Origin of the sequence: Haloplanus natans DSM 17983 (assembly GCF_000427685.1) — an archaeon.
GTDB classification, from domain to species: Archaea; Halobacteriota; Halobacteria; order Halobacteriales; family Haloferacaceae; genus Haloplanus; species Haloplanus natans.
Window position 1 is genome coordinate 2170145 of record NZ_KE386573.1, and the last position, 25573, is coordinate 2195717.

Genomic DNA, 25573 nt, shown 5'->3' on the forward strand with positions numbered 1-25573 from the left:
GCCGCTCAGTGCGGGAAGGCCGTCCACTCGGGTTTTACTCCCGAGAGCCCACGGACTCGGAGTTCGCGGTCGCCGTCCCGTTCGCGAATCTCGATGGCAGCGTCGAAAATGGAAGTGACGACGTTGACGAAGCGATCCTCGTGGGTCGTCGGGTCGATGCTGTAGACGCCGAGATAGCCGGCGGCGCTCGTTCGCCGTGAGAGGACGTGCAGAAACGAGAACGCGCGTTCGGCGTCGACGTACTGGAGGAGCGTCGAGATGGAGACGAAGCCAAAGCGGAGGCGGTCGGGCGTCGCCATCTCGTCGACGGCCTGGGTGAACGCCACGCCCATCCCGGTGAGGTCGGCGGGCGAGGAGACGCGGTGGATGGCCGAATCGGCGTCGCCCGGCGCGCCGGTGGCGTCGACGACGCGGAACGTCGTCGGATCGAACCGGACGCCACGGTCCTCGAACGCCGTCAGGATGCGCGAGGCGGGGTCGTCGGTCGTCATCACGACGATGGGGTCGGGAGCGACCCCCTCGGGGGCGAGCAGGTCGAACACGAGTTGGCGCTTGCCCGACATCGGCGGGCCGGAGACCAACACGTTCATGCCCGGGCCGAGGTCGTCGAGGTCGATCGGGACGGCGTCGGCGAGCGGGTAGCGATCGGCCTTGGCGTCGCCCTCAGCCATTGGTGTCCCCCTCGGCGGTATCGATCGCCCGGAGCGTCGCGACGAACCGCGAGTCGTCGGTCAGATCCCCGGCCTCGGATTCGATCGTCGCTTCGAGGTCGGAGAGTCGCGCTTCGAGGTCGGCGTACGCCGCGTTCTCCTCGAGTTCGTAGCTCGATTTCCCCTCGCGGAGCGCCGCGGCTTTCACGAGCAACGCGTGGTACTCACGCACGTCGACGGCGTGTCGGTCCAGAGCGAGGAGGTCCTCGATGGTTCGGAGGAGTTCCTCGCGGGTCGTGGGTTTGGTGAGGTAGTCGTCGAACCCCATGTCGACGATGTCGAAGTCGGGATCGACGGCGGTCACCATCGCGACGCGAACGTCGTACCCCCGGTCGCGAATGCGGTCGAGCACCTCCCCCCCGGAGACGCCAGGCATCAGCCGATCGAGCAGGACGACGTCGACGTCGTCGTCGAGTTCGTCGAGGGCCGACTCGCCGTCGTACGCCTCGCGGATGGCGTAGGTCCCTTCCAGATAGCGGCGGTACGTTCGAACCACCTCCCGGTCGTCGTCGACGATGAGTACGGTTTCCCCCTCGCTCGAAGTCATGATCTGGTCTTACATCTACTCCGGAGTCGACGACAATTAAACCCACCTGTCACGCACGCAGTTGACACGACGACCGCCGACGGTCACGGTGTATCGTACGTCCGTACCGGTGGTCGTCGAGACGGTCCAGCGAACGGTTACGATGGGCCGAGTTCCTCCTGTACGAGGTTGACGGCGCGACTGATCGCACCGATCGAGGAGAGATGGCCCGCCCCGACGGTGGCTTTCATCGTCCGCGCCGTCGCGCCGGTGAACACTTTTGGGCCGACGGTGGCGACGGCGTCGTCGCCGACGGAGGCGATCCAACCCGGCGCGTCGAACCGGAAGAGGTCGAGTTTGGGCGGGAACTCGTCGGCTGCGCCTCCCTCCAGCTCCCAGCGCACGAGGCGGTCGACGTTGATCGCGACGGTTCGGGCCTCCCGGATGGCGGCCGCCGCGCTCGCGGGGACGGCCTCGCCGTCGGCGTCAACGACCCGCGCCGCGTCGCCGACGGCGAAGGTGTGGTCGTCGAGTTTGCAGTCGCCGCGGACGATCGGCCGGTCGCTCCCGATGGCGTCCGGGCCGCGGATGCCACCCGTCCACACGAACGCGTCGTAGGGGACGGTTCCGTCGTCGAGTTCGACCGCGTCGGCCGTCGCGCCGGTGACGCGGGCGTTCGTGTGGATGGCGACGCCCGCCGATTCGAGGGCGTCGCGGACGGCCGACTGGAACGCCTCGGGGAAGGCGGGCGCCACGGTGTCGAGGCGTTCGAGAAGCGTCACGTCGAGGTCGGCACCGCGCTCCGCGGCCAGGGCCGCGATCTCGCCCGCGACCTGCACGCCGGAGAGGCCGGCGCCGCCGACGACGGCGCGGCCGTCCACCTCGCAGGCGTCGAGGACGGCGTCGCGGACCCGGTGGGCGTGGCCGAGGCGTTTCAGCGGGATGCCGTGCTCGTCGACACCGGGGAGGTCGTAAAACGCCGTCTCGGCGCCGAGACAGAGGGCGGCGTAGTCGTAGTCGAGGGTGCCGTCGGAGAGGTGGATGCGCCGGGCCTCGCGGTCGAGGTCCTCGACCCGGGCGGTCCGGATCGTCGCGCGGTCGAGGGCGTCGCGGAGGGGGACGGTGATGGCGTCCTCGACCGCCGGGCGCCGGATCACCCGGTGGAGTTCGTGCTGAACGAGGTGATCGTCCGATTCGTCGACGACGACGAGGTCGGCCGTCGCCGGAAGTCTGGATTCGAGGCGGCGAGCGAGCGTGAGGCCGGCGTATCCGGCACCGAGGACGACGACGCGCATACCGGGAGTTAGCTCGCAGGATAAAGAAGAGCGGGGTCGAGGAACGCCGAGCGGTACGAAAGACGCTATACGTGCGCGCCCCGTCACCGCCGGACGATGGACATCGAGGGGTTCGTCTGCTGGACGGCACACGCGGTCGACGACCCGGCCGAGTTACGGCGCGTTCTCGACGCCCAACTCCCGGACGGCGGGAGCCGCGCCGTCGCCGACGCACAGTGTGCAGGACTGCTGGAGGGGACCGAACTCCGGCCCGCGGGCCTCGCCGCGGCCCACGCGTTCGCCGAGCGGAGCGACCTGCCGATGGCGGGGCCGACGGCGGCCATCGCCGACTTCAGTACCCTCCTGGACCGTCTCGACGCGGCCGAGCGCCGCGGCGGACGGGTCGACGCCGACGCCGTCCCGGCGGGGTTCGAGACGGTCACGCCGACCGTGGATCGGTTCGACCGGAGCTATCACACGATTTCCGTCGCGAAGGAGTATCCCTCGGGCGCGGCGGTGGAGCTCAACTACCGCTCGCGCGACCCGAGCCACCTCGGGGAGCGACGGGCCAACCGATCGAGTGCGATTCTGTGGCTCCGGGAGGACGGGGCATCGACGTACGAACACCGGGTCGAGTGGGCGGAACGCGGCCGGTCGTCAGAATAGGGCGTCGTCGTCGGGGCGAATCTCGGCCGGGCCGCCGACCTCCCAGATGTCGGTTTCGACGCCGCAGTCGGCGACGGCGGACTCGACGCGGTCGACGTACTCGGCGGTGGTGTTGACGTAGACGCTCGCGCCGGTGTCGGTCGAGAAGTAGACGGGCACGTCCTCCGTGCGGAGTGCGCGAACCGCGTTGAAGACGGCGATGGTGCGGGGTTGCCAGTACACCCACCCCGCGGGACCGGTCATGGTCGTCGCCGCGAGCGAGAGCGAGTCGTGTTCCGCGAGTTCGAACGCGCGGTCGAACTCGGCCGATCGGAGCGCGTCGCGCATCTCGGCGATCTGGCCGTGGATGTGGGCCATCCGCGCTCCGAACATGTGGCTGTCCGCCGCTTCTTCGTGGGCCTGTTCGGTCTCCTTGTAGGAGGGGACGAGCGCCGCGACGATCCGCAGGTCGTCTTCCAGATCGGTCTCGATGCGCTCGGAGCGACAGTCGTGGTCGTTGAGGCCGGTGTACAGCTGTGAGAACGCGCCGGTGACGGCCCGGGCGGCGGAGGAGGAACCGCGGCGGGCGACCGTCGAGATTTCCGGACGGGTGAGATCGAGGCCGGCCGCCTCACAGAGCGCCATCGCGGCGGCGGCAAAGCCCGAAGAGGAGGAGCCGAAGCCGACGTTCGACTGGAAGGAGTTCTCGCTCTCCAAGCGGACGGGGTCGTCGATCCCGGCCAGGTCGCGAACGTGGTCGACGACGGCGTCGATGCGTTCGGCGCCGCGTCCCTCGACCGGTTCGCCGTCGACGACGTACACGTCCTCGTCGGTCGCGCCGAACTCGACGGTCGTGAGCGTGCGACTCGGCGCGGTGCAGACGCTGATGCTGTCGTGATACGGGAGCCGAAGCTCGGGATCACGCATGCCGTGGTACTTCACCAACCCCTGGATCGGGTGGGCCGTCGCGGTCGCTTTCATGCTCGAACGGGCGTCGGACGGGCGGATAAACGTCCCGGAACGGAGAACAGTTATAAGCCGTCGCGGCCCGACCGGCTCGTATGCCACGTGTCACCCGGCGGCGCCTGCTCGAAGCGGGAGTGGCGGGGGGCGTCGCCCTCGCCGGCTGTTCGGCCGACGGGGACGGCGAACCGACGGGGCGGCCGACGGGAACGAGTTCCGCGACGGCGACCGAAACACCCACAGCTACAGCCACGGCCACGGCACCGGCCGACGAGGCGGTCGGTTTCGAGGCGATGCTCGAACGGACGCCCACGAATCCGGAGATGGTCGACGAATCCTATAGTAGCGTTTGTAAGTCATCGCACACTGTCCGGCTATCAGGTGTGCAAACAGTTCTAGACGCTACTATACGTCTGGGCGCGGTACGTCGACGCCGCGGCACTCCTCGGGGACATCGACGACGACACCACCCGCACACGGCTCCGCGAGGGGTGGCTGGGGTCGGGGCCGCCGCGATACACCGACACCACCGCGTTCGAACTCGTCCACGTCCAGCCGGGAGGCCTGTCGAACGTGACGGTCGGGCGCGGCGACTACGATGCGGCCGCCGTGATCGAGGGGATGATCGCGGACGGCTGGTCGCGGCTCGACGCCACGGAGGCGTGCACGTACCTCGAATACGGTGGACCTGATCCGGGCGCTCGCCGCGGCCGTCCCGACCGATCCGCTCGTCGCCCACTTCGACGACATCGGCGTGACGGCGGTAGAGCGGGCGACCGAGGAGTCGGGGAACTACCACGTCGTCCAGCGATCCGTCGCCGGCGACTACGCCGCCGGTATCGCCATCAACTACGAACCCTACCGCTATCCGAGGGGCGTGCTACATTACGCGAACGGCCGTGAATCGCCGTCGTGGCAGCGCGTCAACCACCGGTTCCGGAGGCGGGTCGCCGGCGAGATTCGGGCGGGGCGCTTCGGCGAGGACTTCGGCCGACCGGCAGCGCGGTCCCCCGGGCGCAGTCACCCGAATCGGCCACGGGCCGACGGTTTAAATACTCCGTCACCGTACAGGTTCAGTATGACGACCTCCGAGAGCGAAGAGGCTGGCGACGACGCAGTCGACGCCGAGGAGGAAGTAGAGCGGTCCTACGCGGTCGTGCTGGACTATCTGCCCCACGGGCGTCCGGGCGACGACCGTCCACAGTACAAGAAGTCGCCGCTCGCGTACGCCCTCGGGGAGTCCGAGTTTCGGTTGCTCGAACTCACGCTCGACGACGAGGCGGACGTGAGCATCGGCGACCGGATCGTCCTCGAGCCGGACGCCGAGCGGAAGGTGGTGGGGCGCATCCGCGAAGTCGGATACGACGACCTCTCGAACGCCGCACACTCCGAACTGGAGTACGTCGTCGAGGAGGTGGTCGACCGCAACGAGCGGCGGTTCGTCGACTTCTACAACGAGGCACAGCCGATCACGCTCCGGCTCCACCAGCTCAACCTCCTGCCGGGTATCGGCAAGAAACTCCGAAACGACGTACTCGACGAGCGCAAGCGTGCGCCGTTCGAGAGCTTCGAGGAGTTAGGAGAGCGCATCGCGGGCCTCCACAACCCGAAAGGAGTCCTCGTCGACCGGATTCTGGAGGAGCTCCGGGACGAGGACCTCAAATACCGGACGTTCGTGGAGTAGTCCTCTCGGACGGTGAGTCAGTACCGGAGTCCGGCGAAAAGGAGCGTCAGCGCCGCGAAGCCGACAGCGAGAGCGATGACGGCCCAGCGGAGAAACGGCGTGTCCGGCCCGAGAAACGGGCTGACGACGGGGACGAACGCGCGGACGTCGACGGCGACGATGGCGACCGCACCGAGGACGTCGACGATCAGATCGAGAAGCGTATCCCGCGGACCGTAGTGGACGAGCACCGGTTCGACGTCGAACTCCTCGCCGAGTTCGCGTGCCACGAGTTCGACGAGTTCCCACCACAGGCCGAGGGCGAAGGTGAGCAGGATCGTCGTGGCGGCGGCGGTCCCCCAGCCGGACGGTTCGGCGACGAGGACGCTGGCGTAACACAGCGCGGCGACGACGGAGGCGGAGACGAAGTGGGTGACGGTGTCCCACCGGGGCACGGAGTCGTAGAGGCCGAGCATACCGATCGCGTGGAGGAGGCCGGCGACCGCGAGCCACAGCGTCAGCCCCGGGGCGACAGCAAGGGCGGTGGTGGCGCCGAGGACGAACGGCAGAACGGCAACGGCGAACGCGGCGAGGGCGTTGACCGCGGCGGCGACGTTCCCCCGTCGGACGCCTTCGGCGAGGACGAGGAGGATCGCACCCTGGATCGCCGCCACGGCGACGGGGAGGGGATCGAGCATCGGTGTCGGCGTGCCGGCACGTCGACCGCGAGCCGGCATGACTCTTTGGCACTCCCGTCGCCGTGAGAAACGGGAAATTTACCCCGGCTCGCGCGCTATCGAGGACGATGACAGGGTCGCGTTCACCGGACCGACTGCTCGGGCGGGCGGGTGTGAGCGGCAACCCCGACCGCGATCAGCATTTCCTCGTCGACGAGCGCGTCCTCGATCGGTTGCCGACGTATCTCCCCGACGACGCCGACCGGAGTCACGTCCTCGAAATCGGTGGCGGGACGGGGGCGCTCACCGACCGCCTGCTGGCGACGAGCGACCGCGTGACGGTTATCGAGCGCGATCCGGACCTCGCGGCGTTCCTCCGGCGGGAGTTCGGGGACGAACGGACGGCCGGGCGCCTGACCGTGATCGAAGGCGACGCGCTGGAGCGCGACCTGCCGGCGGACGCCACCGCGAGCGTCTCGAACCTGCCCTACGGCGTCTCCAGCGAGATCACGTTCCGCCTCCTGCCGCTCGGCGTTCCGACGGTGCTCATGTTCCAGCGGGAGTTCGCGGAGCGGATGGCCGCCGAGCCGGGGACGAGCGAGTACGGCCGGCTGTCGGTGAGCGCGGGGCATTACGCCGCGGTCGAGGTGGTCGAGCCGGTGCCGGCGACGGCGTTCTCGCCGCCGCCGGCCGTCGAGAGTGCGGTCGTGCGGACGACACCCCGCGACCCCGACTACGAAGTCGCGGACGAGGCGTTTTTTCTGCGGTTCGTGAAGGCGGTGTTCACCCAGCGCCGGAAGACGGTCCGGAACGCGATCCGAAACACCGCCCACATCTCGGGGCTCTCCGATCCGGACGCGGTCGTCGCGGCGGCGGACGAGGCGACGATGTCGAAACGCGCCGGCGATCTGTCGCCGGACGACTTCGCCGCGCTCGCCGGCCTCGCCCTCGAACACGGGGTGGGGACGGATGGTTGATCCGCTGGCGGTCGTCGAGATGACGACGGCGAGTCGGGCGCTCATGACGCTGCTGGTCGTGGGCATCGTCGTTGCCGTTCGATACGGCGCGCGGCGCTGGCGGCGGCGCGACGGCGCGGCGGAGCGATCGGCCGCGACCGTCGCGCTGTCGGCGGGCGTGACGCTGACGACCGCCGCGGGCATCGTCGCAGTCGTGTTGCTGTGGGACCTGATCGGGCCGCTCCAGCGCTCCTACCGGAGTCTGGGGCTCGAGGACCTGGCCGGCCGGCTGTTGCTCTCGGTGGTCATCCTGGCGGCGACGTACGCCCTGACCGGCTTCGTGGGCCGGGTTATCGGCGAGTTCACGGGGAAACGATCGACCATCAGCGAACACCAGCGGGAGATCGTCTACCGGCTCACGCAGGTGACGCTTTACACCCTCGCCCTCCTGGTGGTGGTGGGGCTGTTCACGCGGAACCTCGGGAGCCTCCTCGTCGGGGCCGGCTTCCTCGGCATCGTGGTCGGGATGGCCGCTCGGCAGACCCTCGGCGCCGTCCTCGCGGGCTTCGTCCTCATGTTCTCGCGGCCGTTCGAGATCGGCGACTGGGTGGAGATCGGCGACCGCGAAGGGATCGTCACCGATATCACCATCGTCACCACGCGAATCCAGACCTTCGACGGGGAGTACGTGATGCTCCCGAACGACGAGGTGAGCGGCCAGCCGATCATCAACCGGACGCGAAAAGGTCGGCTCCGCATCGAAGTCGAGGTCGGTGTCGACTACGACAACGACCCCGAGCGGGCGGCCGAAATCGCCCGCGACGCGGTGCGTGGACTGGACGAGGTGTTGCAGGTGCCGACGCCACAGGTAGTCGGCAAGCGCTTTGGCGACTCCGCCATCGTCCTCGGGGTACGGGTGTGGATCGACAACCCCAGCGCCCGTCGGATGTGGCGGGCGCGGACGGCGGTCATCGAAGCCGTCACCGACGCCTACGGGGCGGAGGGAATCAAGATCCCGTTCCCACAGCGCGAACTCATGGGGCGGACCGAGGAGGGCGGCTTCGCCATCGCGGGCGGCGACCGGCCGGAGCCGGCGCCGACGCCCGACGGCGGCGGGAGCGGGGACGCCGATGACTGACGGCGAGGATCGACGGTTCTCGGGGAGTCGATCGGAGACCGGCGACACCCGCGACGCCCTCGCCGACCGCCGAGGGCTGGAACGCGAGGTGTACCAGCCGGCGGAGGACTCCCGCCTCCTCGCCGAGGCGGCGGTCGAACACGCCCGCGGCCGAACGCTGGAGGTCGGCACGGGGTCGGGCTGGGTCGCCGAACGCATCGCGACCGAGACGGACGCCGAGGTGGTGGCGAGCGACTACAACCCGGCGGCCTGTCGGCAGGCGCGCGAACGGGGGGTGCAGGTGGTCCGCGCGGACCTCGTCGAATCCTTCCGCGACGGGAGCCTCGACACCGTCGCGTTCAACCCGCCCTACCTCCCCACCGATCCCGACAACGAGTGGGACGACCGGATGGAGCGGGCGCTGTCGGGCGGCGAATCCGGCCGCGAGGTGATCGATCCCTTCCTCGATACGGTCGGCCGAGTTCTCCGCCCCGGCGGCCGTGTCCTCCTCCTCGTGAGCAGCCTCACGGGCTTCGAGTCGGTCGTCGCTCGCGCGGAAGCGAACGGCTTCGCCGTCTCGACGGTGCGCCAGGAGTCGTACCCCTTCGAGGTGCTGTCGATCCTTCGACTCGACGGATAATAACCATAGGGCATATTTTGGTTTAGCAAATATTAAGCGACAGCATCACGAAACCGAGCGTGATGACCGAACTGGTCGCCACGACACCGGGACTGTATCCGCTTCCCGACTGGGCGAAAGACGAGCTATCGGACCTGAAAGGCCACCAGAAAGGCGATCTGATCGCCGGTGACGAGGGTCCGGAGGTCGTCGACGCCTACGACCGCGCACGAAGCGAAGCCGTCGACGCCCAGGTCGACGCCGGCCTCGACCGGGTCGTCGAGGGGCAGCTTCGGTGGGACGACATGCTCGCCCACCCGCTGACGATCCACGAGAACGTCGAGACGGGGGGTATCGTCCGCTACTACGACAACAACAACTTCTACCGCGACCCGAAGGTGCAGGGCGATCTCACGCCGTCGGGTGACGTGGCCGCCGAACTCGAGGCGGTCGATACGGACGCACTCCAGGCCGTCCTGCCCGGTCCGTACTCGCTGGCCGATCTCGCGACCGACGAACACTACGGCGACGAGGCGGACTTCCGAGACGCCGTCGCGGACTTCCTCGCCGGCGAAATCGAGGCGTTCCCGAGCCACGAGACGCTGTTCCTGCTCGAACCCTCGCTGGTCGAGAACCCGCCGCACGACGACGCCGACGAACACGCGAGCGAAATCGTCGACCGCGTGGCGGCCGCGACGGACGCCGACGTGGTCGTCCACACCTACTGGGGCGCCGTCCCGGAGAAGACGTACGCGCACCTGATGGACGCCGACGTGGATGCCATCGGCTTCGACTTCGTGACCGAAACCGAGGACGCCCTCTACAACATCAACGAGTACGGAACCAAAGCGCAGGTCGCGCTGGGAGTGGTCGACGGGGGGAACACGCTCGTCGAGTCGCCGGAGACGATCCGGGACCGCGTCGAGTGGGTCGACGAACGCACCCACACCGACTTCGAGCGCGCCTACGTCACCTCGAACACCGGACTGTTCTACCTGCCGGTGAACAAGTTCGAGGAGAAACTCGAAGCGTTGGGTGACGCCGCGGCGCTCGCGGAGGTGGACGCATGAGCAATCGCGAACAGTTCCGCCCCGACGACCACCCGAACGACCACTTCCTGCTCACCTCCATCGTCGGCTCGTACCCGAAGCCAAAGTGGCTCAACCGAGCGGCTGATCTCGCGGAAGACGAGGAGTCGAAGTTCACCGAGGAACACCTCCACGAGGCCCACGACGACGCCTGCCGCGTCATCGTCGACGAACACGAACGGACGGGACTGGACACCGTCTCCGACGGCGAAATGCGCCGCAACGAGATGGTCGAGTTCTTCGCCGACCGCATCGAGGGCTACGAGTTCAACGGGCCCGTGAAGGTCTGGGGCCACAACTACTTCGACAAGCCCTCCGTCGCCGACGAGGTGGAGTACACCGAGTCGTGGCTGGTCGACGAGTTCGAGTTCACACAGGCGGCCGCGAGCAAGCCGGTCAAGGTGCCGATCACCGGCCCCTACACGCTGGCGGCGTGGTCGTTCAACGAGGCCTACGAGACCGACGAAGACCTGGCGTACGCCCTCGCCGACCTCGTGAACGAGGAGATCGAAGCGCTGGTCGACGCCGGCGCGTGCTACATCCAGATCGACGAACCCGCACTGGCGACGACGCCCGACGACCACGCCATCGTCGGCGAGTGTCTCGAACGCATCGTCGCCGGGGTTCCCGACGAAGTGCGCATCGGTCTCCACGTCTGTTACGGCGACTACTCCCGCATCTACCCCGAACTGCTCGACTACCCGATCGACGAGTTCGACGTCGAACTCTGTAACGGCGACTACGAACAGATCGACGTGTTCACCGATCCCGAGTTCACGACCGACCTCGCCCTCGGCGTCGTCGACGTCCACACGACCGAGGTGGAGAGCGTCGAGGAGATCAAGGAGAACATCAAACAGGGCTTCGAGGTCGTGTCCCCGGAGAACCTGACGGTCAGCCCGGACTGTGGCGTGAAACTCCTGCCGCGTGAGGTCGCCCGACGAAAAATCGAGAACATGGTGACCGCCACCCGTGAGATCGAGGCCGAACTCGACGCCGGCGAGATCGAACTCGGGCCGGAAGTCAGCGCCGATTAGTTTTCGACCATCACTTCCGTCGCCTTGAAGACGGCGTTTACGTCCGTTCCCACCTCGATACCGAGTCTATCGACCGACCCCGCGGTGATGACGGCGGTGACGGTCTGTCCACCGTCGAGTTCGATCTCGACTTCGGCCATCAGGCCGTCGGTGTCGACGTTTCGAACGGTACCAGCGAGTCGGTTGCGTGCACTGAGTGACATCGCCCGGTACCACGTTCGCCGAGGACATAAACCCACAGTGAGTGACACGTTCTCGCGCGACGTCGGGGGCGATCACTCCCCCTCGTCATTGCCCACCAGCACGGCGACGAGCAGCCCCCAGACGACGAACTCGGCGTAGAACGACGACGTACCGAGGTACTGCCCGACGAAGGCGACGGGCGGGAGGTCGACCGCGGGCGTGTGTTCGACCGCCGGCCACGCCAGAAAGAGCACGTCGGCTGCCCGGCCGTTGAGGAGCATGTGAAAGGCGTCGAGGAGGAGATGCGACGCCCACCCGAGCCAAAGCGGCGTCAACTCGCGACGGGCGAAGATAGCGGCAAAGCCCACAACGAGCAAGAGCAGGGAGTGGCCGGCCGTCTGGTAGAGATCGACGAGTCCGACCATCGCCGCCGGCTTGTCCACGAGGTCGGGGAGAGCCGCCCCCACGACGAGCGGACGGGTCGGAAGATCCCACCGTTTGCCGACGACGTACCCCGCGGCGAGATGCGTTGGAAACAGCATCGAACGGCGTGTCGTGGGGGTGGTTGGGGTATATGACTGTCGTTCCCGTCTACGCCGCGAGCGTCGACCCGCGGCCGGCGTAGCGGTGGTATCCGTCACGGGCGCCGACGGCGAGGAGCACGCCCCCGACGAGCGCCAGGAGCCCGGCTTCGACGCCCGGCGGCACGGCGTCGACGACGCCCCAACCGACGACGACGCCGCCGACGAATCCCAGTTGTACGAGACAGACGGCGGCGACGGCGCGACGGCGGGTGGAAGCGTACAGCGATCCCACGGTGGCCGTCTCGGCCGCGGCGTGGGCCGCGAGGACGGCCGCACCCAGGAGACCGAGGGCCGCGTCGGCGGCGTAGACGGTGGCGAGGACGACGCCTTCGAGGCCGCGATGCAGCGTCACCGCACCGAGGGCGGCGTCGGCGCAGGCGCCACAGTCCGTGATCGCGTGGCCGCGAGCGAGGACGACGGCGCCCACGCCCGAACCCACGCCGAGCGCCGCGCCGACCGGCGCCCCGTCGAGCGAGAGGGCGACCGAGAGGCCGCCGAGTGCGAGCAACAGGACGGGCACGGCTCCGCGCGAACGCGGCAGTCGGTCAACGGTCGCGAGGACGAGGCCGCCGCCGACGAGGCTGGCAGCGATCGAGACGGCGACGACGGCGGGGAAGGCGAGGCCGACCGCCGCCCCTGTCGTGCCGTGGGCCGCCGCCGGTGCCGACAGGAGCGTCGTCCCGAGGAGAACGACGAGCGCCGGGCGACGAACCGGACGATCGTGGACCACGGAATCGGGGACCCGCGGCGTCAGACCGCCTCGGGACCGGTCTTGCCGGTGCGGACCTGAATGGCGTCGTCGACGGGCAGGATAAATATCTTGCCGTCGCCGGGGTCGCCGGTGTGGGCCGCCTCGCGGATGGCGTCGGCCACGTCCGACCCGTCCACGTCGGCGACGACGCACTCGACTTTCGTCTTCTGGTGGAGGTCGACAGTGTACTCCTCGCCGCGCCACTGCCCCTTTTTAACCGGTTGGGAGCCGCGGCCGGAGACGTTCGAGACGGTGATCGAGGGGGCACCCGCCTCGGCCACCGCCTGCTTCACCGCGCCGAGCGAATCCGGGCGGATATAAGCGACCACCATCTCGATATCAGTCATCGTCGGCCACCCCGCTGCCGTCGGCGGCAGCCGTGTTGGTGGTGCGCCCCGCACTGCCGACGGAGTTGTCGCCGAACTCGGGGTAAGTCACGATGCCGTGCTCCGAGGAATCGAGCCCCTCGCGTTCGTGTTCGGCGCTCACCCGTGCCCAGCCGAGGGCCTTCAGCAGGCCGTAGATGAGGAACGTGATGACGCCCGCCCAGAGCGCGAGGACGACGACGCCGGCGACCTGTACGCCGAGCTGAGAGATGGAAAACGCCGACGTGGTGTTCACGAAGGGGTAGGCCAGCGCACTCAACGCGCCGGCGGAGCCGTGAACCGGAAAGACGGCACAGACATCGTCGATGCCGAACTTCTCGAGCAGATCGAAGACGAGGACGACCTGCACGCCGGCGACGAAGCCGACGACGAGCGTCGCGGGCCAACTCGCCACCGCCGCGATAGAGCAGACGGAGACGAGGCCGGCCAGCAGGCCGTTCGCGGTCATGAGGCTGTCGACCTTGCCGCTGCGGAGGACGCTGACCGCCGCGGCACCGATGCTGCCGGTGGCCATGACCAGCGCCGTGTTGATGGCGACGCGGCCGGCGTAGGCGTAGTCGGCGAGGGCGAGTTCGCCGGCGTCGGTGACCTGGAAGACGTTGACGGCGGTGCCGACGTTGAAGCCGTACCAGCCGAACGCGAGGATCAGCGTCCCGAGGATGGCGTAGGGAAGCGAGTGGCCGGGGATGACGTTCGCCGAGCCGTCGTCGTTGAATTTGTCGACGCGTGGGCCGACGATGTAGGCGGCGACGAGGCCACAGACCCCGCCGGTCATGTGGACGACTGCGGCGCCCGCGAAGTCCTGGAAGCCGAGCGTCGCGAGGAAGCCGCCGCCCCACGTCAGCCCCGTCGCGACGGGGTAGATGAGGGCGCCGACGAGGACGGTAAAGAGGAGGTAGCCACGCAGTTGGGCACGCTCCGCGACGGCACCGGAGACGATGGACGCGGCGACCATCGAGAACGCGGCGCCGAAGAGGATGCCCGCCCACGCCGTCGAGCCGCCGGTGTAGTATGCGTAGGCGCTCGCGAGGCTGACGCCGCTACCCGAGGTGACGCCGGCGACGACCGCCGAGATGCCGACGCCGACGACGAAGTACGCGAGGACGCCGACGCCCCACGTCAGGACGTTTTTCGTCAACTGGTTCGCGACGTTTTTCGATCGGACCTGCCCGGATTCGAGCATGCCGAAGCCCGCGTGCATGAAGAACACGAGGAAAGTGGCGACCATCACCCAGAGCAGATTGACACCTTCGGCGACGACGGACGGATCGACCTGGAGGAACATATCAGTCGTCCCCCGTCGAGGTCAGGTCGTGTTCGGTGTGACACGGTTCGGGCGGGAGCGAGATCGAGGGGTTGCCGTCGAGGAAGCCCTCGGGTTTGAGATGGAAGCTCGCGATTTCGACGGGGAGGACCGGCCAGTCCTCCGCGCGGGTGACGTGGTTGACGCCGAGGGTGTACCACAACACCACGTCCTCGCCGACGATATCGCGGTCCTGTTCGGTCCACTCGGCCAGCCCCGTCGTCTCGTCGTTCTGGTTGGGGTAGTCGCCCGCGGCGAACTGTTCGTCCTCGTCGTACGGTGTCACCCAGAAGTTGTTGTGGATGAAGCCGGCGCGGCGTTTCACGCTGGAGGTGGGCTTGGCCGGCGACTCGACGTTCGAGTTGGGTTCGAGTTTGAACCCGCAGGGCCGTCCGTAGGAGTTGGTCGTCTCCGTGCTCTCGACGCGCCAGTGTTTCCCTTTCAGCGGGTCGATATCGTCCCGCGCCTCCTGTTCGGTCTCCAGCAGCGTCTCCGCGGCCTTGAACCCGTTCTTGCGCCCGCTGCCGATGGGTTCGTTGTGGACTTCCTTCACCCGGTTGGGCGTGTCGTCGATGTCGAAATCCAGCAGGAAGTTGAAGTGGTGCTGGTGGATGGGCGTTTTGACCTGCGGAGCGACGACTTCGTACTCCTCGTTGCTGTCGGTGGAGTCCGAATCCGCGGACACCGCGCCGTTGGAGTCGATGCCCGTCAGGCGGACTTCGCCCTCGATGGAGCCGTCGGGGTAGAAGTACCAGTAGAAGCCGTAGTCGTAGTTGTAGACGGTGGCGATGAAGGAGACGACGAGGCGGCGACGACGGCGGACCTCGGTGTGGCCCTTCCGCCACTCCGTGTGTTTCCAGAGGACGCCGTCGTCCTCTTCGTGCATACAGATGGCGTTGGGCAGGGTCTTCGGGTCGCCGTTCGTGTCGTTCATCGCCACGTCGAAGTAATGCATCTGACCGAGGCAGTCACAGCCCTCGGTGAGCACGTTCGCCATGCGGCCGACGTGGAACTCGCCGATGTCGAAGGCGTCCTTCCAGGAGTGGTTGGGGTCGCTATCGCCGTAGGGGACGGCCATCTCGGACGCGGAGGCGCGGTGGAGCACCTTCCGTTGCTCGCCGTCGTCGTCGAAGGTCACGTCGTGGAAGACGAGGCCCTCGCGGGGCGTCCAGCCGACCTGGAACTCCCAGTCGAGCCACTCGACGGTCTGGCCCTCGACCTCGAAACTCGGGCCGTCAGGCTGCACCACGTCGAGGTGTTTGAAGTCGTTTCGCGTGGCGACGCGGTCGGCACGGAAGTCGGCGTCTTCCGGCGGGAGCGGGCTGTCCTCGTCGACGACGCCGTTGTCCTCGATTTTGACGACCTCCATCTCGTCGAGGTCGACGAAGGCGAACAACCCCTCGATGGGGCGGGCGTAGCCGTTGTCCGCCTCCTCGGTCCGAATCCACGAGAGGCCGCGGACGAGTCGCCGGTCGGCGTGGGAGTCCGGTTCGAACCCACTCGCCGGCCACGGATCGACGATGGCGAGATCGAAGTTCTCGACGCCGCGCTTCGCTGCCGCCGCCTGCCACTCGGGATCGTTGATGACGGCCTGTTCGGCCTGTTCGACCTCCGGGGGCGTGATCGCCGGCTGTACGTCCGGGATATGTTCGACATCGAGCAGTTCCTCGCCCGTGATCGACACCCGCGCCTCGTACGTCTCGCCGTCCTGTCGGACGACGATGAACGCCTCGCGATCGAAGTGGTCGCCGTCCTCGTACGCCCGAACGAACTCCTTTTCGGGTTCGTCGAGGACGACGTTGTGGTAGACGGCGTCGTCGTCTACGTCCCACTCGGCTTCGAGGATGTCCGTGGCGGCGGCGATCTCCTCGGTCGCCAGCGGATCGAGCGGATGCTCTACCGTGGTCTCGCTGAGGTCTACTGCCATCTCGACATCACTCCACTAATATTCGTATTAGCTGCTCGAACGTAGTTGTAAATCGCGCTTTGGTGACCGATCATTTCCAGATTCACGTGAGTGAGACGCGAATGTATTGTATTATAGCTAATTCACCACTATCGAGTGGTAAACGGTGAATAATCAATATGAACATGCGCTAAATTCCAGTTTGTCTGGACAAAATGCAAATAGGATTGCAATCAGGAGTGTGTGTGCACAGTCAGTCAAAGATGTACTTACAGGAGATGGGGCTCTCGGAGTACGAGGCGTCGACGTACGTCGGCCTGTTGCAGGCCGGGACGTCGACGGCGAAGGAAGCCGCGACCCGAGCGGGGGTGCCCCAGTCGCGGGTGTACGACGTCCTCGACTCGCTGAAGACGAAGGGCTTCGTCGTCGTCCAGGAGGGGCGCCCGAAGAAGTTCGGACCGATCGAAGCGAACCGTGCCGTCTCGCAGTTTCGCGAGTTCAAACGGCGGGAACACGCCCGGAAACTCGACGAGCTACAGGGCCTCGGTGAGCAGTTCCTGACCGCCGTGGACGACGCCGATTACGGGGCGGCAAGCGACGAGGTGGACATCAGCTGGTCGTATCCGAATCGCTATCACATCCTCGAGAAACTCGAGCGACTCGGCGCGAACGCCGAATCCGAAATCCGGATGATCACCACGCCCGAGAGCTTCGAGCGCATCGCCAACCACCACGCCGAACTCCTCGCGACGAAACACGAGCAAGGGGTCGAGATCCGGGCGCTGATCTCGAACGACCGAGAGCTAGACGCCGCGGTTCGGGACCGGGCGAGCGAACTGATGACGATACGGCTGGTCGAGAACATCAGCGGCCGGCTCTACACCTACGACGGGGAGGACATCCTCCTCGCCTTTCGGGCGCCCAACGACGACGGCTACGTGGGCATCTCGACCGCGAGTCCACACCTCTACGCCACGCTCTCGCACCTGTTCGAGTTACTGTGGGCCGACGGCGAGCCGGTGTGACCTACGCCGGTCGGGCGCCCACCACGTGCCGACGCCGTGCCTCCCGGGTGCCGACGGCGAGGAGGACGCCGCCAACGAGCGCTAGCAATCCGGCTTCGGCGGTCGGCGAGACGCCAGCGACGGCGCTCCATCCCGCCGCGACGCCGACGACGAACCCCGCCTGGACGACGAGGACCGCAGCGAGGGCGTATCCACGGCCGGCAGTGGCGTACAGCGACCCGACGGCAGCCGTCTCGGCGGCGGCGTGTCCGGCGACGACGAGGGCGCCCACCAGACCGAGTGCCGCGTCGGCAGCGTAGACGGTGGCGAGGACGACGCCTTCGAGGCCGCGATGCAGCGTCACGGCTCCCAGCGCGGCGTCCGCACAGGTACCGCAGTCCGTGAGCGTCGCGTCGCGGGCGAGATAGACGACGCCGACGCCGACGGCGAGGCCCGCGGCTGTCGCCGCCGTCGCCCGCGTGACGGCGAGCGCCAGGGCCGCGACGCCGAGTCCGAACACGAGCAACGGGAGGGTCACTCGACCCACCGACCACGGGAGTCGGCCGTACGCGACGAGGACGACTCCGCCGCCAAGCAGACTGACGAGGACGACGCCGGCGACGACGAGCGGAAAGGGGAGACCCGTCGCGGCCGCGGTCACGCCGTGGGCGGTCGCTGGCGTCGAGAGGAGAGCAGCGACGAGCGTGACGACGGCCGTTCGTCGGGCGATCGGTCTCATTTCCACGGGTTCGGTACGAGGTCGGCCTGAATCTCCGCGCCGACCTCGATCCGGCAGTCGGAGCGGGGTTCGGCGACACAGAGGAAGACGTAGCCCTCCCGTCGATGCTGTGGTTTCAGTCCGTTCGCTCGCTCGACGTGGACGAGGTCACCCTCGAGTAGGCGTCCGGTGCAGGTGCCACAGGCGCCGTAGAGACAGCCGTAGGGGACGCCGAGGCCTTCGCGCTCGGTGGCGTCGATGATCGTCTCCCCGTTGGCTACCTCGATGGTCTCCTCCCTGCCGTTGCGCCACTCGAGAGTGACCCGATTCATCTACTGCCAGACGTCGCTGGTGCAGTCGCCGCCGGGCCAGCGAATCTCGTGGGCGCGGGCCGGGCCACCCGGCGCGTCGCCGAAGTCCACGAGGAAGTCCTCGTCGAGTTCCATCCGTCCCTCGTCGGGGTAGACGTCGGCTTTCATCATCAGCGACCCCTGCTCGCCGATTTCGGGGTAGAACTGGTTGTCCCACGAGGAAAACAGGGAGGTCGTCCAGTAGAGCCGCTTCCCGTCGCGGCTGAGCTGGAGCATCTGTGGGGCGCCGCGGATTTCGGTGCCCTGGATCTCCTGTCGTTCGGCGAAGTTGCCACCTGCCCAGATCCGGTCGACGAGCCGGGGGTTGCCCCAGTCGCTCACGTCGTACATCCGCACGTCGCCGTGCAGCCAGTTCGAAAAGAAGAGGTACTGGTCGTCGAGCGAGACGACGATGTCCGTCACGAGGCCGGGGACGGGCATATCCCAGTCCTCGTGTTCGCGGTCCTCGACGTCGATGACCTTCTGCCACTCCCACTCACCGTTGTCCCCCTCCCAGAAGTGGAGAATGTTCGAGGAGAGCGCCGCACCGACGAACCCCTGGGTCTCCATAGGGTCGTGTGGCATACGGACTTCGAGCGGAATCATGCCCTCCTCGCCGAAGTTCAGGGTTTGCTGGTGGGTCTTGTTCTCCCAGTCCCAGATGTGGATGCTGTCACCGTATTTGCCGTCTTCGACGTCGTCGAGGTCGAAGCCGGGGTAGTAGGTGTTCGGCGCCGCCCACTCCGTCGAGATCATCACGTTGTGACGGGGCTGGTACCAGTAGTCGTAGTTCATCTCCATGTCACCGAGGTCGGCCTCCCAGTGGCCGTCGATGGAGAAGTCGCTCTGGTCCAACTGGAGGAAGCCACCGGGGAGTTCGCCGTCGGCGTCTCCGAGCATACTGATAACGACCTTCCCGCCGGGGACACAGTGAACCGTGTGCGGCGCCGACAGGTCGTGTTCGAATATCTCCTCGGGTTCGATGACCTTCTGGATCTCCATGTTCCGCGGATCCTCGGCGTCGAGGATGTGGATGCGGGAGGATCGCTGTCCGGGGACGATGAGGTGATCGCGCATCAGTCCATCGGTGTGACACGACGACGAACAGGTGTTCCAGCCGAAGTGGTGGAGTTCGTCGCCTTTGTTCGGCATCTCGACGGTGTCGATCAGTTCGCTGTACGTGTCGGATTCGGGGTCGAGGTCGACGACGCCGATGAAGTCGGAGCCGTCGACATCCATCCCGACACGGAGCGCGATGACAAAGGCCGTCTTCTCGCGCGCCGACTCGGTTCGCATCGCCCCCGGCGTCGGATAGCCGGGGCCCTCTACCTCGTGGTGCTCGTGTCCGTGCCGCTCGGTCGTATCGCTGGGTTCGTCAGTACTCATGCCAGACAGTATCATACACCGTACGAACATAAATAATGATTGAGTTGTCGAGCGACAACTCGTGTCGATCGGTCGACGGTAGGGAAACCTTTTGAACTGGCCGGCGTACCCGGAGGTGTGTCCGCGATGTCCCGTGGTGACCGGAGGCTGCGCGATGCGTGAGTTCACCTTCGACATCGTGTACGATCGGGGCACCGATCCGGTGATGGACGTGTTCATCGAGCATCCGACGCTCGTCGCCGAGGCGTTACACGGCTGTGTTGCCACGGATCGCTTCTGGCGGATCGAGCGGCTGACCGGTCCGACAGCGGCGCTAGACGCGGTGGAACGACTTCGCCTCGACGAAGCGGTGCGGACGGTGTCGGTGACCGAGACGGACTGCTCGGCCACGAGGTACCACGACGTGCTGGATCGCTCGGACGACGAGCGCGTGATCTACAGCCATATCGAGAACGTCACGGACGGCGAATCCGTTCAGACGCTCGCCGGTCGGTATCTCCCCCACGGGTCGCTCTACTGCACCACGCGACGGGAGAACCGCCACCGCTGGCGCATCTTCATGAAATCCGACGAGAAGGTGGGCCTGTTGTACGACGCCCTGGGTGCGAACCTGCGGGCGGGCCTCTCTTTCCGCATGGGTCACCTCCGCGACGCCGAGGGATGGGGGCACGACTCCCTGGGGTCGGTGGCGCTCCCACCCGACCAGCGGACGGCGATGCGTGCGGCTCTCGACCACGGCTACTACCGAACGCCACGGGAGATCACGCTGGACGACCTGGCGGCGGTACTCGACGTGCCACGCTCGACGCTCTCCTATCGGTTACGTCGGGCGGAGGAACGGCTCGTGTCGGGGTATCTCGGCGAGACCCGTTAGCTACTCGTACAGCCAGGTCTCGTCGACCCGCTCGTAGTCCTGGAGTTCGTCCGCGTCGAAAAAGAGGTCGATCTCCCGAACGTTTGCGCCCTCGTCCTCGTGGTCGGAGCCGTGGATGACGTTCCGGCCGAGGTCGAGACCGAAGTCCCCGCGGATCGTTCCGGGATCGGATTCGGCGGGATCGGTCTCGCCCATCATCGTCCGGACCTGCCGGGTGGCGTCTTGGCCCTCCCAGACCATCGCCATCACGGGGCCGGACGTGATGAAGTCGACGAGGCCGTCGAAGAAGGGTTTGCCCTCGTGTTCGCCGTAATGTTCGTGCGCGAGTTCGTCGGAGATCCGCATGAACTTCGCGCCGACGAGTTTGAGGCCGCGGTCCTCGAACCGCGAGATGATCTCGCCGATCAGGCCACGTTGGACGCCGTCGGGCTTGACCATCACGAAGGTGCGCTCGGAGTCGCTCATTCCTCACCCTGGCCGCCGGCGGCCTGGCCGTCCTGTGTCCACTCCAGGTCGCGGGCCTCGCGGCCGAGGAAGTAGTTCTTCTCGGCCTTGGAGTCCACGAAATGCAGGATGGTGCCGTCGGTCTTGACGTACATCGTCCCGGTGCCCGGTTCGATCTCCTCACCCGTGTAATCGCAGGTGCGTGTGTCGACCATTACTGTCCTCCGATGGAGTCGGCGTCGCGCTGTGTCTCGCGCAGCTGGAGCACGTCGCCCTCGCGGACGGGACCCAGCACGTTACGCGTGATGATTCGCCCCTGATTCGAGCCTTCCTGGATGCGACATTTGACCTGCATGGCCTCGCCATGCATGCCGGTCTTGCCCACGATCTCGATGACTTCCGCCGGCATCGAGTCGCTGGCGCTCTCTTCGGCGCTCATGATCGCTTACCGGAGGTCCTCGACCTTCGTGGCGATGTCTTCGACCTGTTCCTCGGCGTCGCCCGCGTCGACGATGGCGGCCGCCGCGCTCCCGACTTCGAGCCCGGCCGCGTGACCGACATCGTCCTGTGTCTCGACGAAGACGTACGGAATGCCCTTCTCGTCGGCAAGTTCGGGCAGATGCATCACGATCTCTTCGGGCTGGACGTCCTCCGCGATGACGACGAGATCGGCGTTGCCGCGCTCGACGGCTTTCGTCGTCTCGTTGGTTCCTTTCTTTACGCTGCCTGTGTCTCGCGCTACTTCGAGCGCCTCGATGGCGCTCTCGGCGAGGTCCGCCGGGACATCGAAATTGACGTAAACTGACATTGTTTGTACCCCCCGTCCGTGGGCTCGCGCACCTCACCAGGTAGAGTCCCTGATGGCGAGGCGCATCATCAACCCCGGACAGGCTGTACGCTCCAATAGCTGGGGCCCCCATAAAAGCGTGTTCAAACCCGCCACAGCGTGTGAGGCCTGCACACGCCCGTTTCGATACGTCGTCGGCGCGGGGCGGCCGGCCGGAGGACAAGGCCCTTGGTCGCCGCCGGGGTAGGCGAGGGCATGACGATCGCCGACCTCGTGACCGCCCTCCGGGGCGAGGCCGACCGGGCGAACGAACGGCGACTGCTGACGCTGGCCGGCGACCGTGACCGTGGCCTCGGCGCCGCCCACGACGCCTGCGCGCCGTTCGACACGGTGACGGTCGTCACGACCCGCGACGGCGCCGGGGACGCCGACCGCCTCCACCCCGATCACGCCGACCGACTCCTCGGTACCACGCGAGAGGCCGTCGTCTGTGACTGTCACGAGGCGTTCTCGGCGAACGTCCTCGGCCGCATCGTCGGTGCCGTCGACGGCGGCGGCCTCCTCGTTCTGGTGACGCCGCCGCTCGACGCGTGGTCGGGGACCGCGTACGCCGCCGACCGACTCGCGGTCCCGCCGTTCACCGTCGACGACGTGACCGGCCACTTCCGGCGGCGACTGGTCGATACGCTCTGCACCCATCCGGGCGTCGCCGTCGTCGACGTGGACGAGGGCGTCGTGGAACGGGACGGCCTGACCGACCCGCCGCCGGCCCGGCCCGCGCCCGCGCCGTCGATACCGGCGGACGCCGCCTTCCCGCCCGAGGCTTACGAGGCGTGTCTCACGGCCGATCAGGCCGACGCCCTGTCCGCGCTCGAACGCCTCCGCGACGGGGATGCCGTCGTCGTCGAGGCCGACCGGGGCCGCGGGAAATCCGCGGCCGCCGGTCTCGCCGCGGGGAGCCTCGCCGCTACGGGTCGGGACGTACTGGTCACCGCACCGACCTACCGCAACGCCGAAGCGGTGTTCGAACGCGCCGAGGCGTTGCTTACGACCCTCGACCGACTGGGCGCGCGCGAGGACCGCACCCTCACGGCGACGAGCGGCGGGCGGGTGCGGTATCGCACCCCCGCCGCGGCCGTCGCGTTACCCGACGATCCGGACGCCGTGATCGTCGACGAAGCGGCCGCCCTGCCCGTCCGCCGGCTGACCGCCTTCCTCGACGCCCCGGCCGTCGCCTTCGTCACTACCGTTCACGGCTACGAGGGGACCGGCCGCGGCTTCGACGTGCGCTTCCGTGACCACCTCGCGGACGCCGACCGGACGGTGACCGACACCCGCCTCGACACCCCCATCCGGTACGCCGCGGGCGACCCCGTCGAGGTGTGGGCCTTCCGCGCCCTCCTGCTCGACGCCCGGCCCGCCGCGGACCAACTACTCGAGGACGCGACGCCCGCCGACGCGACCTACCGCACCCTCGGCGCCGCCGCCCTCGTCGCCGACGAACACCTGCTCCGCGAGGCCTTTGGCCTCCTCGTCCTCGCGCACTACCGGACGGAGCCGGACGACCTGGTCCGTCTGTTCGACGCCCCGAACCTCACGTGCCGGGCGCTCACGGTCGAGGGCCACGTCGCCGCCGTTGCGCTCCTGGCACGGGAGGGCGGCCTCCCCGAATCGCTCCGGGTCGATATGTACGAGGGGGGGCGCGTCCGCGGTAACATGCTCCCGGACGTGCTCACGAGCCAGTTGCGCGACATAGATGCGGGGGCACCGGTCGGCTACCGCGTCCTCCGTATCGCCACCCACCACGCCGTCCGGTCGACTGGCTTTGGCTCCCGGCTCCTGGCGAGCTGTCACGACGAGTTCGACGCCGACGCCGACTGGTTCGGCGTCGGCTACGGCGCGACACCCCGGCTGGTCCGGTTCTGGGAACGAAACGGCTACCGGACCGTCCACTGTTCGACGACGCGCAACGCGACCAGCGGGGAGTACTCGGCGATCATGCTCCGGCCGACGAGCGACGAGGGGCGGGCGCTCCACGACCGACACGCGCGTCGCTTCCGCTCACGGATGCGCGACGGCCTCTCGGACGCCCTCGACGACCTCGACCCCGACGTGGCGCGGGCGGTCCTCCGGGCGACAGCCATCGCGCCGGACCCGGTCCTCACCGACCACGAGTGGCGGGTCGTCGCCGCCGCGGCCTTCGGCCCGGGACTCTACGACGCCGCCCCCGGCGCCTTCCGCGATCTGGCGCTTTCGTATCTGCTCGATCCGGACGGGCGTCTCGGGATTCGGGCGGAACGACTCCTCGTCCGGAAACCACTCCAAGCGCGCGACTGGGAGGCGGTGGCCGACGACCTCGGCTACGTCTCGACGCGGCAGTGTATGCGCGCACTCGGCGAGGCGTACCGGCCGCTGGTGGACCGGTACGGTGGCGACGCGGCCGACGAGGAGCGGCGGCGGTACGGCAGGTAGTTCAGAGCCGCGCGTCGCAGTCGAGGAAGGTCGCGAGCATCACCTCGTCGACGTACTCGTCGTCGATCAGGTAGTGGTTCTCGCGGACCGCTTCGGTCTCCCAGCCGTGGGCTTCGAGAAAGGAGATGGCGTCCTCGTTGGTCGCGGGGACGCTGTTGTAGAGCTTCTCGAATCCGTGTTCGCACGCCCACCGGAAGCCGCGGTCGAGGAGTGCCGTCCCGATGCCGTGGCCGCGATACCCCGGCAGGATGCCGACCGTCAACACCGCCGTGTGCGCCAGTTTCTCCGTCTCCGGCAGGTCGAGGTGGACCCACCCGACCACCTCGTCGTCGACGCAGGCGACAAACACCATCCGCGACCGGGTCTCGGTGTGCCGGAGGATCACCTCCTCGTGGTCGAGGAGGTCGGCAACCGTCTCCGCCTCGATGTACGTCCCCTCCTCGGCGACCTGTCGGATGACGCCGACGAGCCCCGAGAGGTCGCGTTGCTCGGCCGCCCGGATCGTATAGACCACGTCGTCCGCGTCGTGTTCCTCCACGTCCTCGTCGCGGTACGCGACGCTGAGGCGCTTGCCCTCCCGCTTGAGATAGCCGTCGCGACGCAGGATCGTGAGATGGTGACCGAACGCCTCCGGATCGAGATTCAATGCCCGTCGTGCCTGATCGGCCCGAACCGATCCGTGGGCCTCGACGTACTCGTAGATGTCCCGGCGATCCTGGTGATCGAAATTCAGTTGCTCGGTCAGTTCCATGCACCTGTGTAACGCGCTACCACACTTAATCGTTCGTGACGCTCAGAGTCGGTTCGCGCGTGACGGGTCCACGTCGATGGCGTCCACCGGGCAGACGTCGACACAGAGCATACAGTCGATACACTGGTCCTCGTGAGTCGGGTGAGCCTTGATCTCGCTCTCGGGGTGGCCCGGCGTGTCCATCCACTCGAACACGTCGACCGGACAGTCCTCGAGGCAGGCACCGTCCGCCAGACAGATGTCGAAGTCGACGGCGACGTGAATCCCGTGGATGCCGCGTGTCTCCGGCGGGTCGACGGGTCCCCAGACGGCGACGCCGTCCTCCTCGTCGACCTGCTCCCTGTTTCGTTCGAAGTTCGGATCGATAGCCATACTCCCGCTCCGGGGCCGAGAGGGATA

General features: G+C 67.6%; 28 protein-coding genes and 1 pseudogene. 10 read left to right on the forward strand and 19 right to left on the reverse strand.

From position 1 onward, the window contains the following. Positions 1–5 precede the first annotated feature (5 nt). From HALNA_RS13235 to HALNA_RS13245, 3 genes are all read right to left on the reverse strand, one after another. A complete protein-coding gene (locus HALNA_RS13235) occupies positions 6–671 on the reverse strand; it encodes an RAD55 family ATPase (protein ID WP_049936820.1) in 666 nt (221 codons plus the stop codon). Beyond that, positions 664–1257: a response regulator gene (locus tag HALNA_RS13240; protein ID WP_049936821.1), complete on the reverse strand. Its 594-nt coding sequence runs from the start codon at positions 1255–1257 to the stop codon at positions 664–666. The genes HALNA_RS13235 and HALNA_RS13240 overlap by 8 nt, the downstream gene beginning before the upstream one ends. Before the next feature lie 137 nt (positions 1258–1394). Then, complete coding sequence (locus HALNA_RS13245) at positions 1395–2531, reverse strand: NAD(P)/FAD-dependent oxidoreductase (RefSeq protein WP_049936822.1); 1137 nt, start codon at positions 2529–2531, stop codon at positions 1395–1397. 96 nt (positions 2532–2627) lie between these two features. Between HALNA_RS13245 and HALNA_RS13250 the strand changes: the two genes are divergently transcribed. Further along, entirely contained in the window at positions 2628–3176 is a 549-nt protein-coding gene (locus HALNA_RS13250; protein ID WP_049936823.1) for a hypothetical protein, read from the forward strand. On the opposite strand, the gene mvaD is transcribed toward HALNA_RS13250, so the two are convergent. Then, a complete protein-coding gene (mvaD, locus tag HALNA_RS13255) occupies positions 3168–4136 on the reverse strand; it encodes a phosphomevalonate decarboxylase MvaD (protein WP_049936824.1) in 969 nt (322 codons plus the stop codon). The genes HALNA_RS13250 and mvaD overlap by 9 nt on opposite strands. 1060 nt (positions 4137–5196) lie before the next feature. Between mvaD and HALNA_RS13260 the strand changes: the two genes are divergently transcribed. Next, positions 5197–5802, forward strand: a complete 606-nt coding sequence (locus HALNA_RS13260) for a DUF655 domain-containing protein (protein ID WP_049938071.1) — start codon at positions 5197–5199, stop codon at positions 5800–5802. Between the two features lie 17 nt (positions 5803–5819). Here HALNA_RS13260 and HALNA_RS13265 read toward each other — a convergent pair whose 3' ends face one another. Continuing rightward, positions 5820–6518: a hypothetical protein gene (locus tag HALNA_RS13265; RefSeq protein ID WP_049936825.1), complete on the reverse strand. Its 699-nt coding sequence runs from the start codon at positions 6516–6518 to the stop codon at positions 5820–5822. Positions 6519–6586: 68 nt separating this feature from the next. Between HALNA_RS13265 and HALNA_RS13270 the strand changes: the two genes are divergently transcribed. The 5 genes from HALNA_RS13270 to HALNA_RS13290 all read left to right on the forward strand — a co-directional run bounded on the left by HALNA_RS13270 (position 6587) and on the right by HALNA_RS13290 (position 11275). Further along, positions 6587–7435 (forward strand): 16S ribosomal RNA methyltransferase A, encoded by an 849-nt coding sequence (locus HALNA_RS13270; protein ID WP_049936826.1) that lies wholly within the window; start codon positions 6587–6589, stop codon positions 7433–7435. After that, on the forward strand, positions 7428–8552 hold the full coding sequence (locus tag HALNA_RS13275) for a mechanosensitive ion channel family protein (protein WP_084510030.1): 1125 nt from the start codon (positions 7428–7430) through the stop codon (positions 8550–8552). Before HALNA_RS13270 ends, HALNA_RS13275 begins: the two co-directional genes overlap by 8 nt. After that, complete coding sequence (locus HALNA_RS13280) at positions 8545–9171, forward strand: HemK2/MTQ2 family protein methyltransferase (RefSeq protein WP_084510032.1); 627 nt, start codon at positions 8545–8547, stop codon at positions 9169–9171. The genes HALNA_RS13275 and HALNA_RS13280 overlap by 8 nt, the downstream gene beginning before the upstream one ends. Before the next feature lie 62 nt (positions 9172–9233). Further along, positions 9234–10220, forward strand: coding sequence for a 5-methyltetrahydropteroyltriglutamate--homocysteine methyltransferase (locus HALNA_RS13285; protein ID WP_049936828.1), 987 nt, complete (start codon positions 9234–9236; stop codon positions 10218–10220). After that, on the forward strand, positions 10217–11275 hold the full coding sequence (locus HALNA_RS13290; protein WP_049936829.1) for a methionine synthase: 1059 nt from the start codon (positions 10217–10219) through the stop codon (positions 11273–11275). The genes HALNA_RS13285 and HALNA_RS13290 overlap by 4 nt, the downstream gene beginning before the upstream one ends. Here HALNA_RS13290 and HALNA_RS13295 read toward each other — a convergent pair. The 5 genes and pseudogenes from HALNA_RS13295 to HALNA_RS13320 all read right to left on the reverse strand — a co-directional run bounded on the left by HALNA_RS13295 (position 11272) and on the right by HALNA_RS13320 (position 16409). Continuing rightward, positions 11272–11478, reverse strand: coding sequence for a TOBE domain-containing protein (locus tag HALNA_RS13295; protein ID WP_049936830.1), 207 nt, complete (start codon positions 11476–11478; stop codon positions 11272–11274). The two genes, HALNA_RS13290 and HALNA_RS13295, sit on opposite strands and share 4 nt — an antisense overlap. Before the next feature lie 72 nt (positions 11479–11550). Next, positions 11551–12000 (reverse strand): hypothetical protein, encoded by a 450-nt coding sequence (locus HALNA_RS13300; protein WP_049936831.1) that lies wholly within the window; start codon positions 11998–12000, stop codon positions 11551–11553. A 49-nt stretch (positions 12001–12049) separates the two neighbouring features. After that, positions 12050–12772 (reverse strand): hypothetical protein, encoded by a 723-nt coding sequence (locus HALNA_RS13305; protein ID WP_049936832.1) that lies wholly within the window; start codon positions 12770–12772, stop codon positions 12050–12052. 20 nt (positions 12773–12792) lie between these two features. Next, positions 12793–14464: pseudogene (locus tag HALNA_RS13315) on the reverse strand (ammonium transporter). Between the two features lies 1 nt (position 14465). After that, positions 14466–16409, reverse strand: a complete 1944-nt coding sequence (locus HALNA_RS13320) for a primary-amine oxidase (protein ID WP_049936835.1) — start codon at positions 16407–16409, stop codon at positions 14466–14468. Between the two features lie 224 nt (positions 16410–16633). Between HALNA_RS13320 and HALNA_RS13325 the strand changes: the two genes are divergently transcribed. After that, a complete protein-coding gene (locus tag HALNA_RS13325; protein WP_169719046.1) occupies positions 16634–17413 on the forward strand; it encodes a TrmB family transcriptional regulator in 780 nt (259 codons plus the stop codon). A gap of 1 nt (position 17414) precedes the next feature. Here HALNA_RS13325 and HALNA_RS13330 read toward each other — a convergent pair whose 3' ends face one another. Genes HALNA_RS13330 through HALNA_RS13340 form a run of 3 tightly spaced genes read right to left on the reverse strand, consistent with a single transcriptional unit; the run spans position 17415 to position 19846 of the window. Beyond that, positions 17415–18131: a hypothetical protein gene (locus tag HALNA_RS13330; protein WP_049936837.1), complete on the reverse strand. Its 717-nt coding sequence runs from the start codon at positions 18129–18131 to the stop codon at positions 17415–17417. After that, positions 18128–18442, reverse strand: a complete 315-nt coding sequence (locus HALNA_RS13335; protein ID WP_049936838.1) for a 2Fe-2S iron-sulfur cluster-binding protein — start codon at positions 18440–18442, stop codon at positions 18128–18130. Before HALNA_RS13335 ends, HALNA_RS13330 begins: the two co-directional genes overlap by 4 nt. Continuing rightward, positions 18443–19846 (reverse strand): selenium-binding protein SBP56-related protein, encoded by a 1404-nt coding sequence (locus HALNA_RS13340; protein ID WP_049936839.1) that lies wholly within the window; start codon positions 19844–19846, stop codon positions 18443–18445. Positions 19847–20000: 154 nt separating this feature from the next. Between HALNA_RS13340 and HALNA_RS13345 the strand changes: the two genes are divergently transcribed. After that, on the forward strand, positions 20001–20720 hold the full coding sequence (locus HALNA_RS13345; protein WP_049936840.1) for a helix-turn-helix domain-containing protein: 720 nt from the start codon (positions 20001–20003) through the stop codon (positions 20718–20720). Here HALNA_RS13345 and ndk read toward each other — a convergent pair whose 3' ends face one another. From ndk to rpl7ae, 4 genes are read right to left on the reverse strand one after another with little or no spacing between them, the layout of a single operon-like run. Further along, the gene (gene ndk, locus HALNA_RS13350) at positions 20721–21185 is read right to left on the reverse strand and encodes a nucleoside-diphosphate kinase (protein ID WP_049936841.1); all 465 of its coding nucleotides are present in this window, start codon (positions 21183–21185) and stop codon (positions 20721–20723) included. Then, positions 21182–21379, reverse strand: a complete 198-nt coding sequence (locus HALNA_RS13355; protein WP_049936842.1) for a 50S ribosomal protein L24e — start codon at positions 21377–21379, stop codon at positions 21182–21184. The genes ndk and HALNA_RS13355 overlap by 4 nt, the downstream gene beginning before the upstream one ends. Then, positions 21379–21603, reverse strand: coding sequence for a 30S ribosomal protein S28e (locus HALNA_RS13360; protein WP_049936843.1), 225 nt, complete (start codon positions 21601–21603; stop codon positions 21379–21381). The genes HALNA_RS13355 and HALNA_RS13360 overlap by 1 nt, the downstream gene beginning before the upstream one ends. Positions 21604–21609: 6 nt before the next feature. Further along, the gene (rpl7ae, locus tag HALNA_RS13365) at positions 21610–21972 is read right to left on the reverse strand and encodes a 50S ribosomal protein L7Ae (RefSeq protein ID WP_049936844.1); all 363 of its coding nucleotides are present in this window, start codon (positions 21970–21972) and stop codon (positions 21610–21612) included. Positions 21973–22206: 234 nt separating this feature from the next. Here rpl7ae and tmcA point away from each other — a divergent pair, with 234 nt between their 5' ends. Further along, entirely contained in the window at positions 22207–24423 is a 2217-nt protein-coding gene (gene tmcA / locus HALNA_RS13370) for a tRNA(Met) cytidine acetyltransferase TmcA (RefSeq protein WP_049936845.1), read from the forward strand. Position 24424: 1 nt separating this feature from the next. Here tmcA and HALNA_RS13375 read toward each other — a convergent pair whose 3' ends face one another. Both HALNA_RS13375 and HALNA_RS13380 read right to left on the reverse strand, forming a co-directional pair. Continuing rightward, complete coding sequence (locus tag HALNA_RS13375) at positions 24425–25174, reverse strand: GNAT family N-acetyltransferase (RefSeq protein WP_049936846.1); 750 nt, start codon at positions 25172–25174, stop codon at positions 24425–24427. Between the two features lie 42 nt (positions 25175–25216). Beyond that, positions 25217–25546 carry a 4Fe-4S dicluster domain-containing protein gene (locus HALNA_RS13380; protein ID WP_049936847.1) on the reverse strand — a complete coding sequence of 110 codons (330 nt, stop codon included), beginning with the start codon at positions 25544–25546 and terminating at the stop codon, positions 25217–25219. Between the last annotated feature and the right edge of the window lie 27 nt (positions 25547–25573).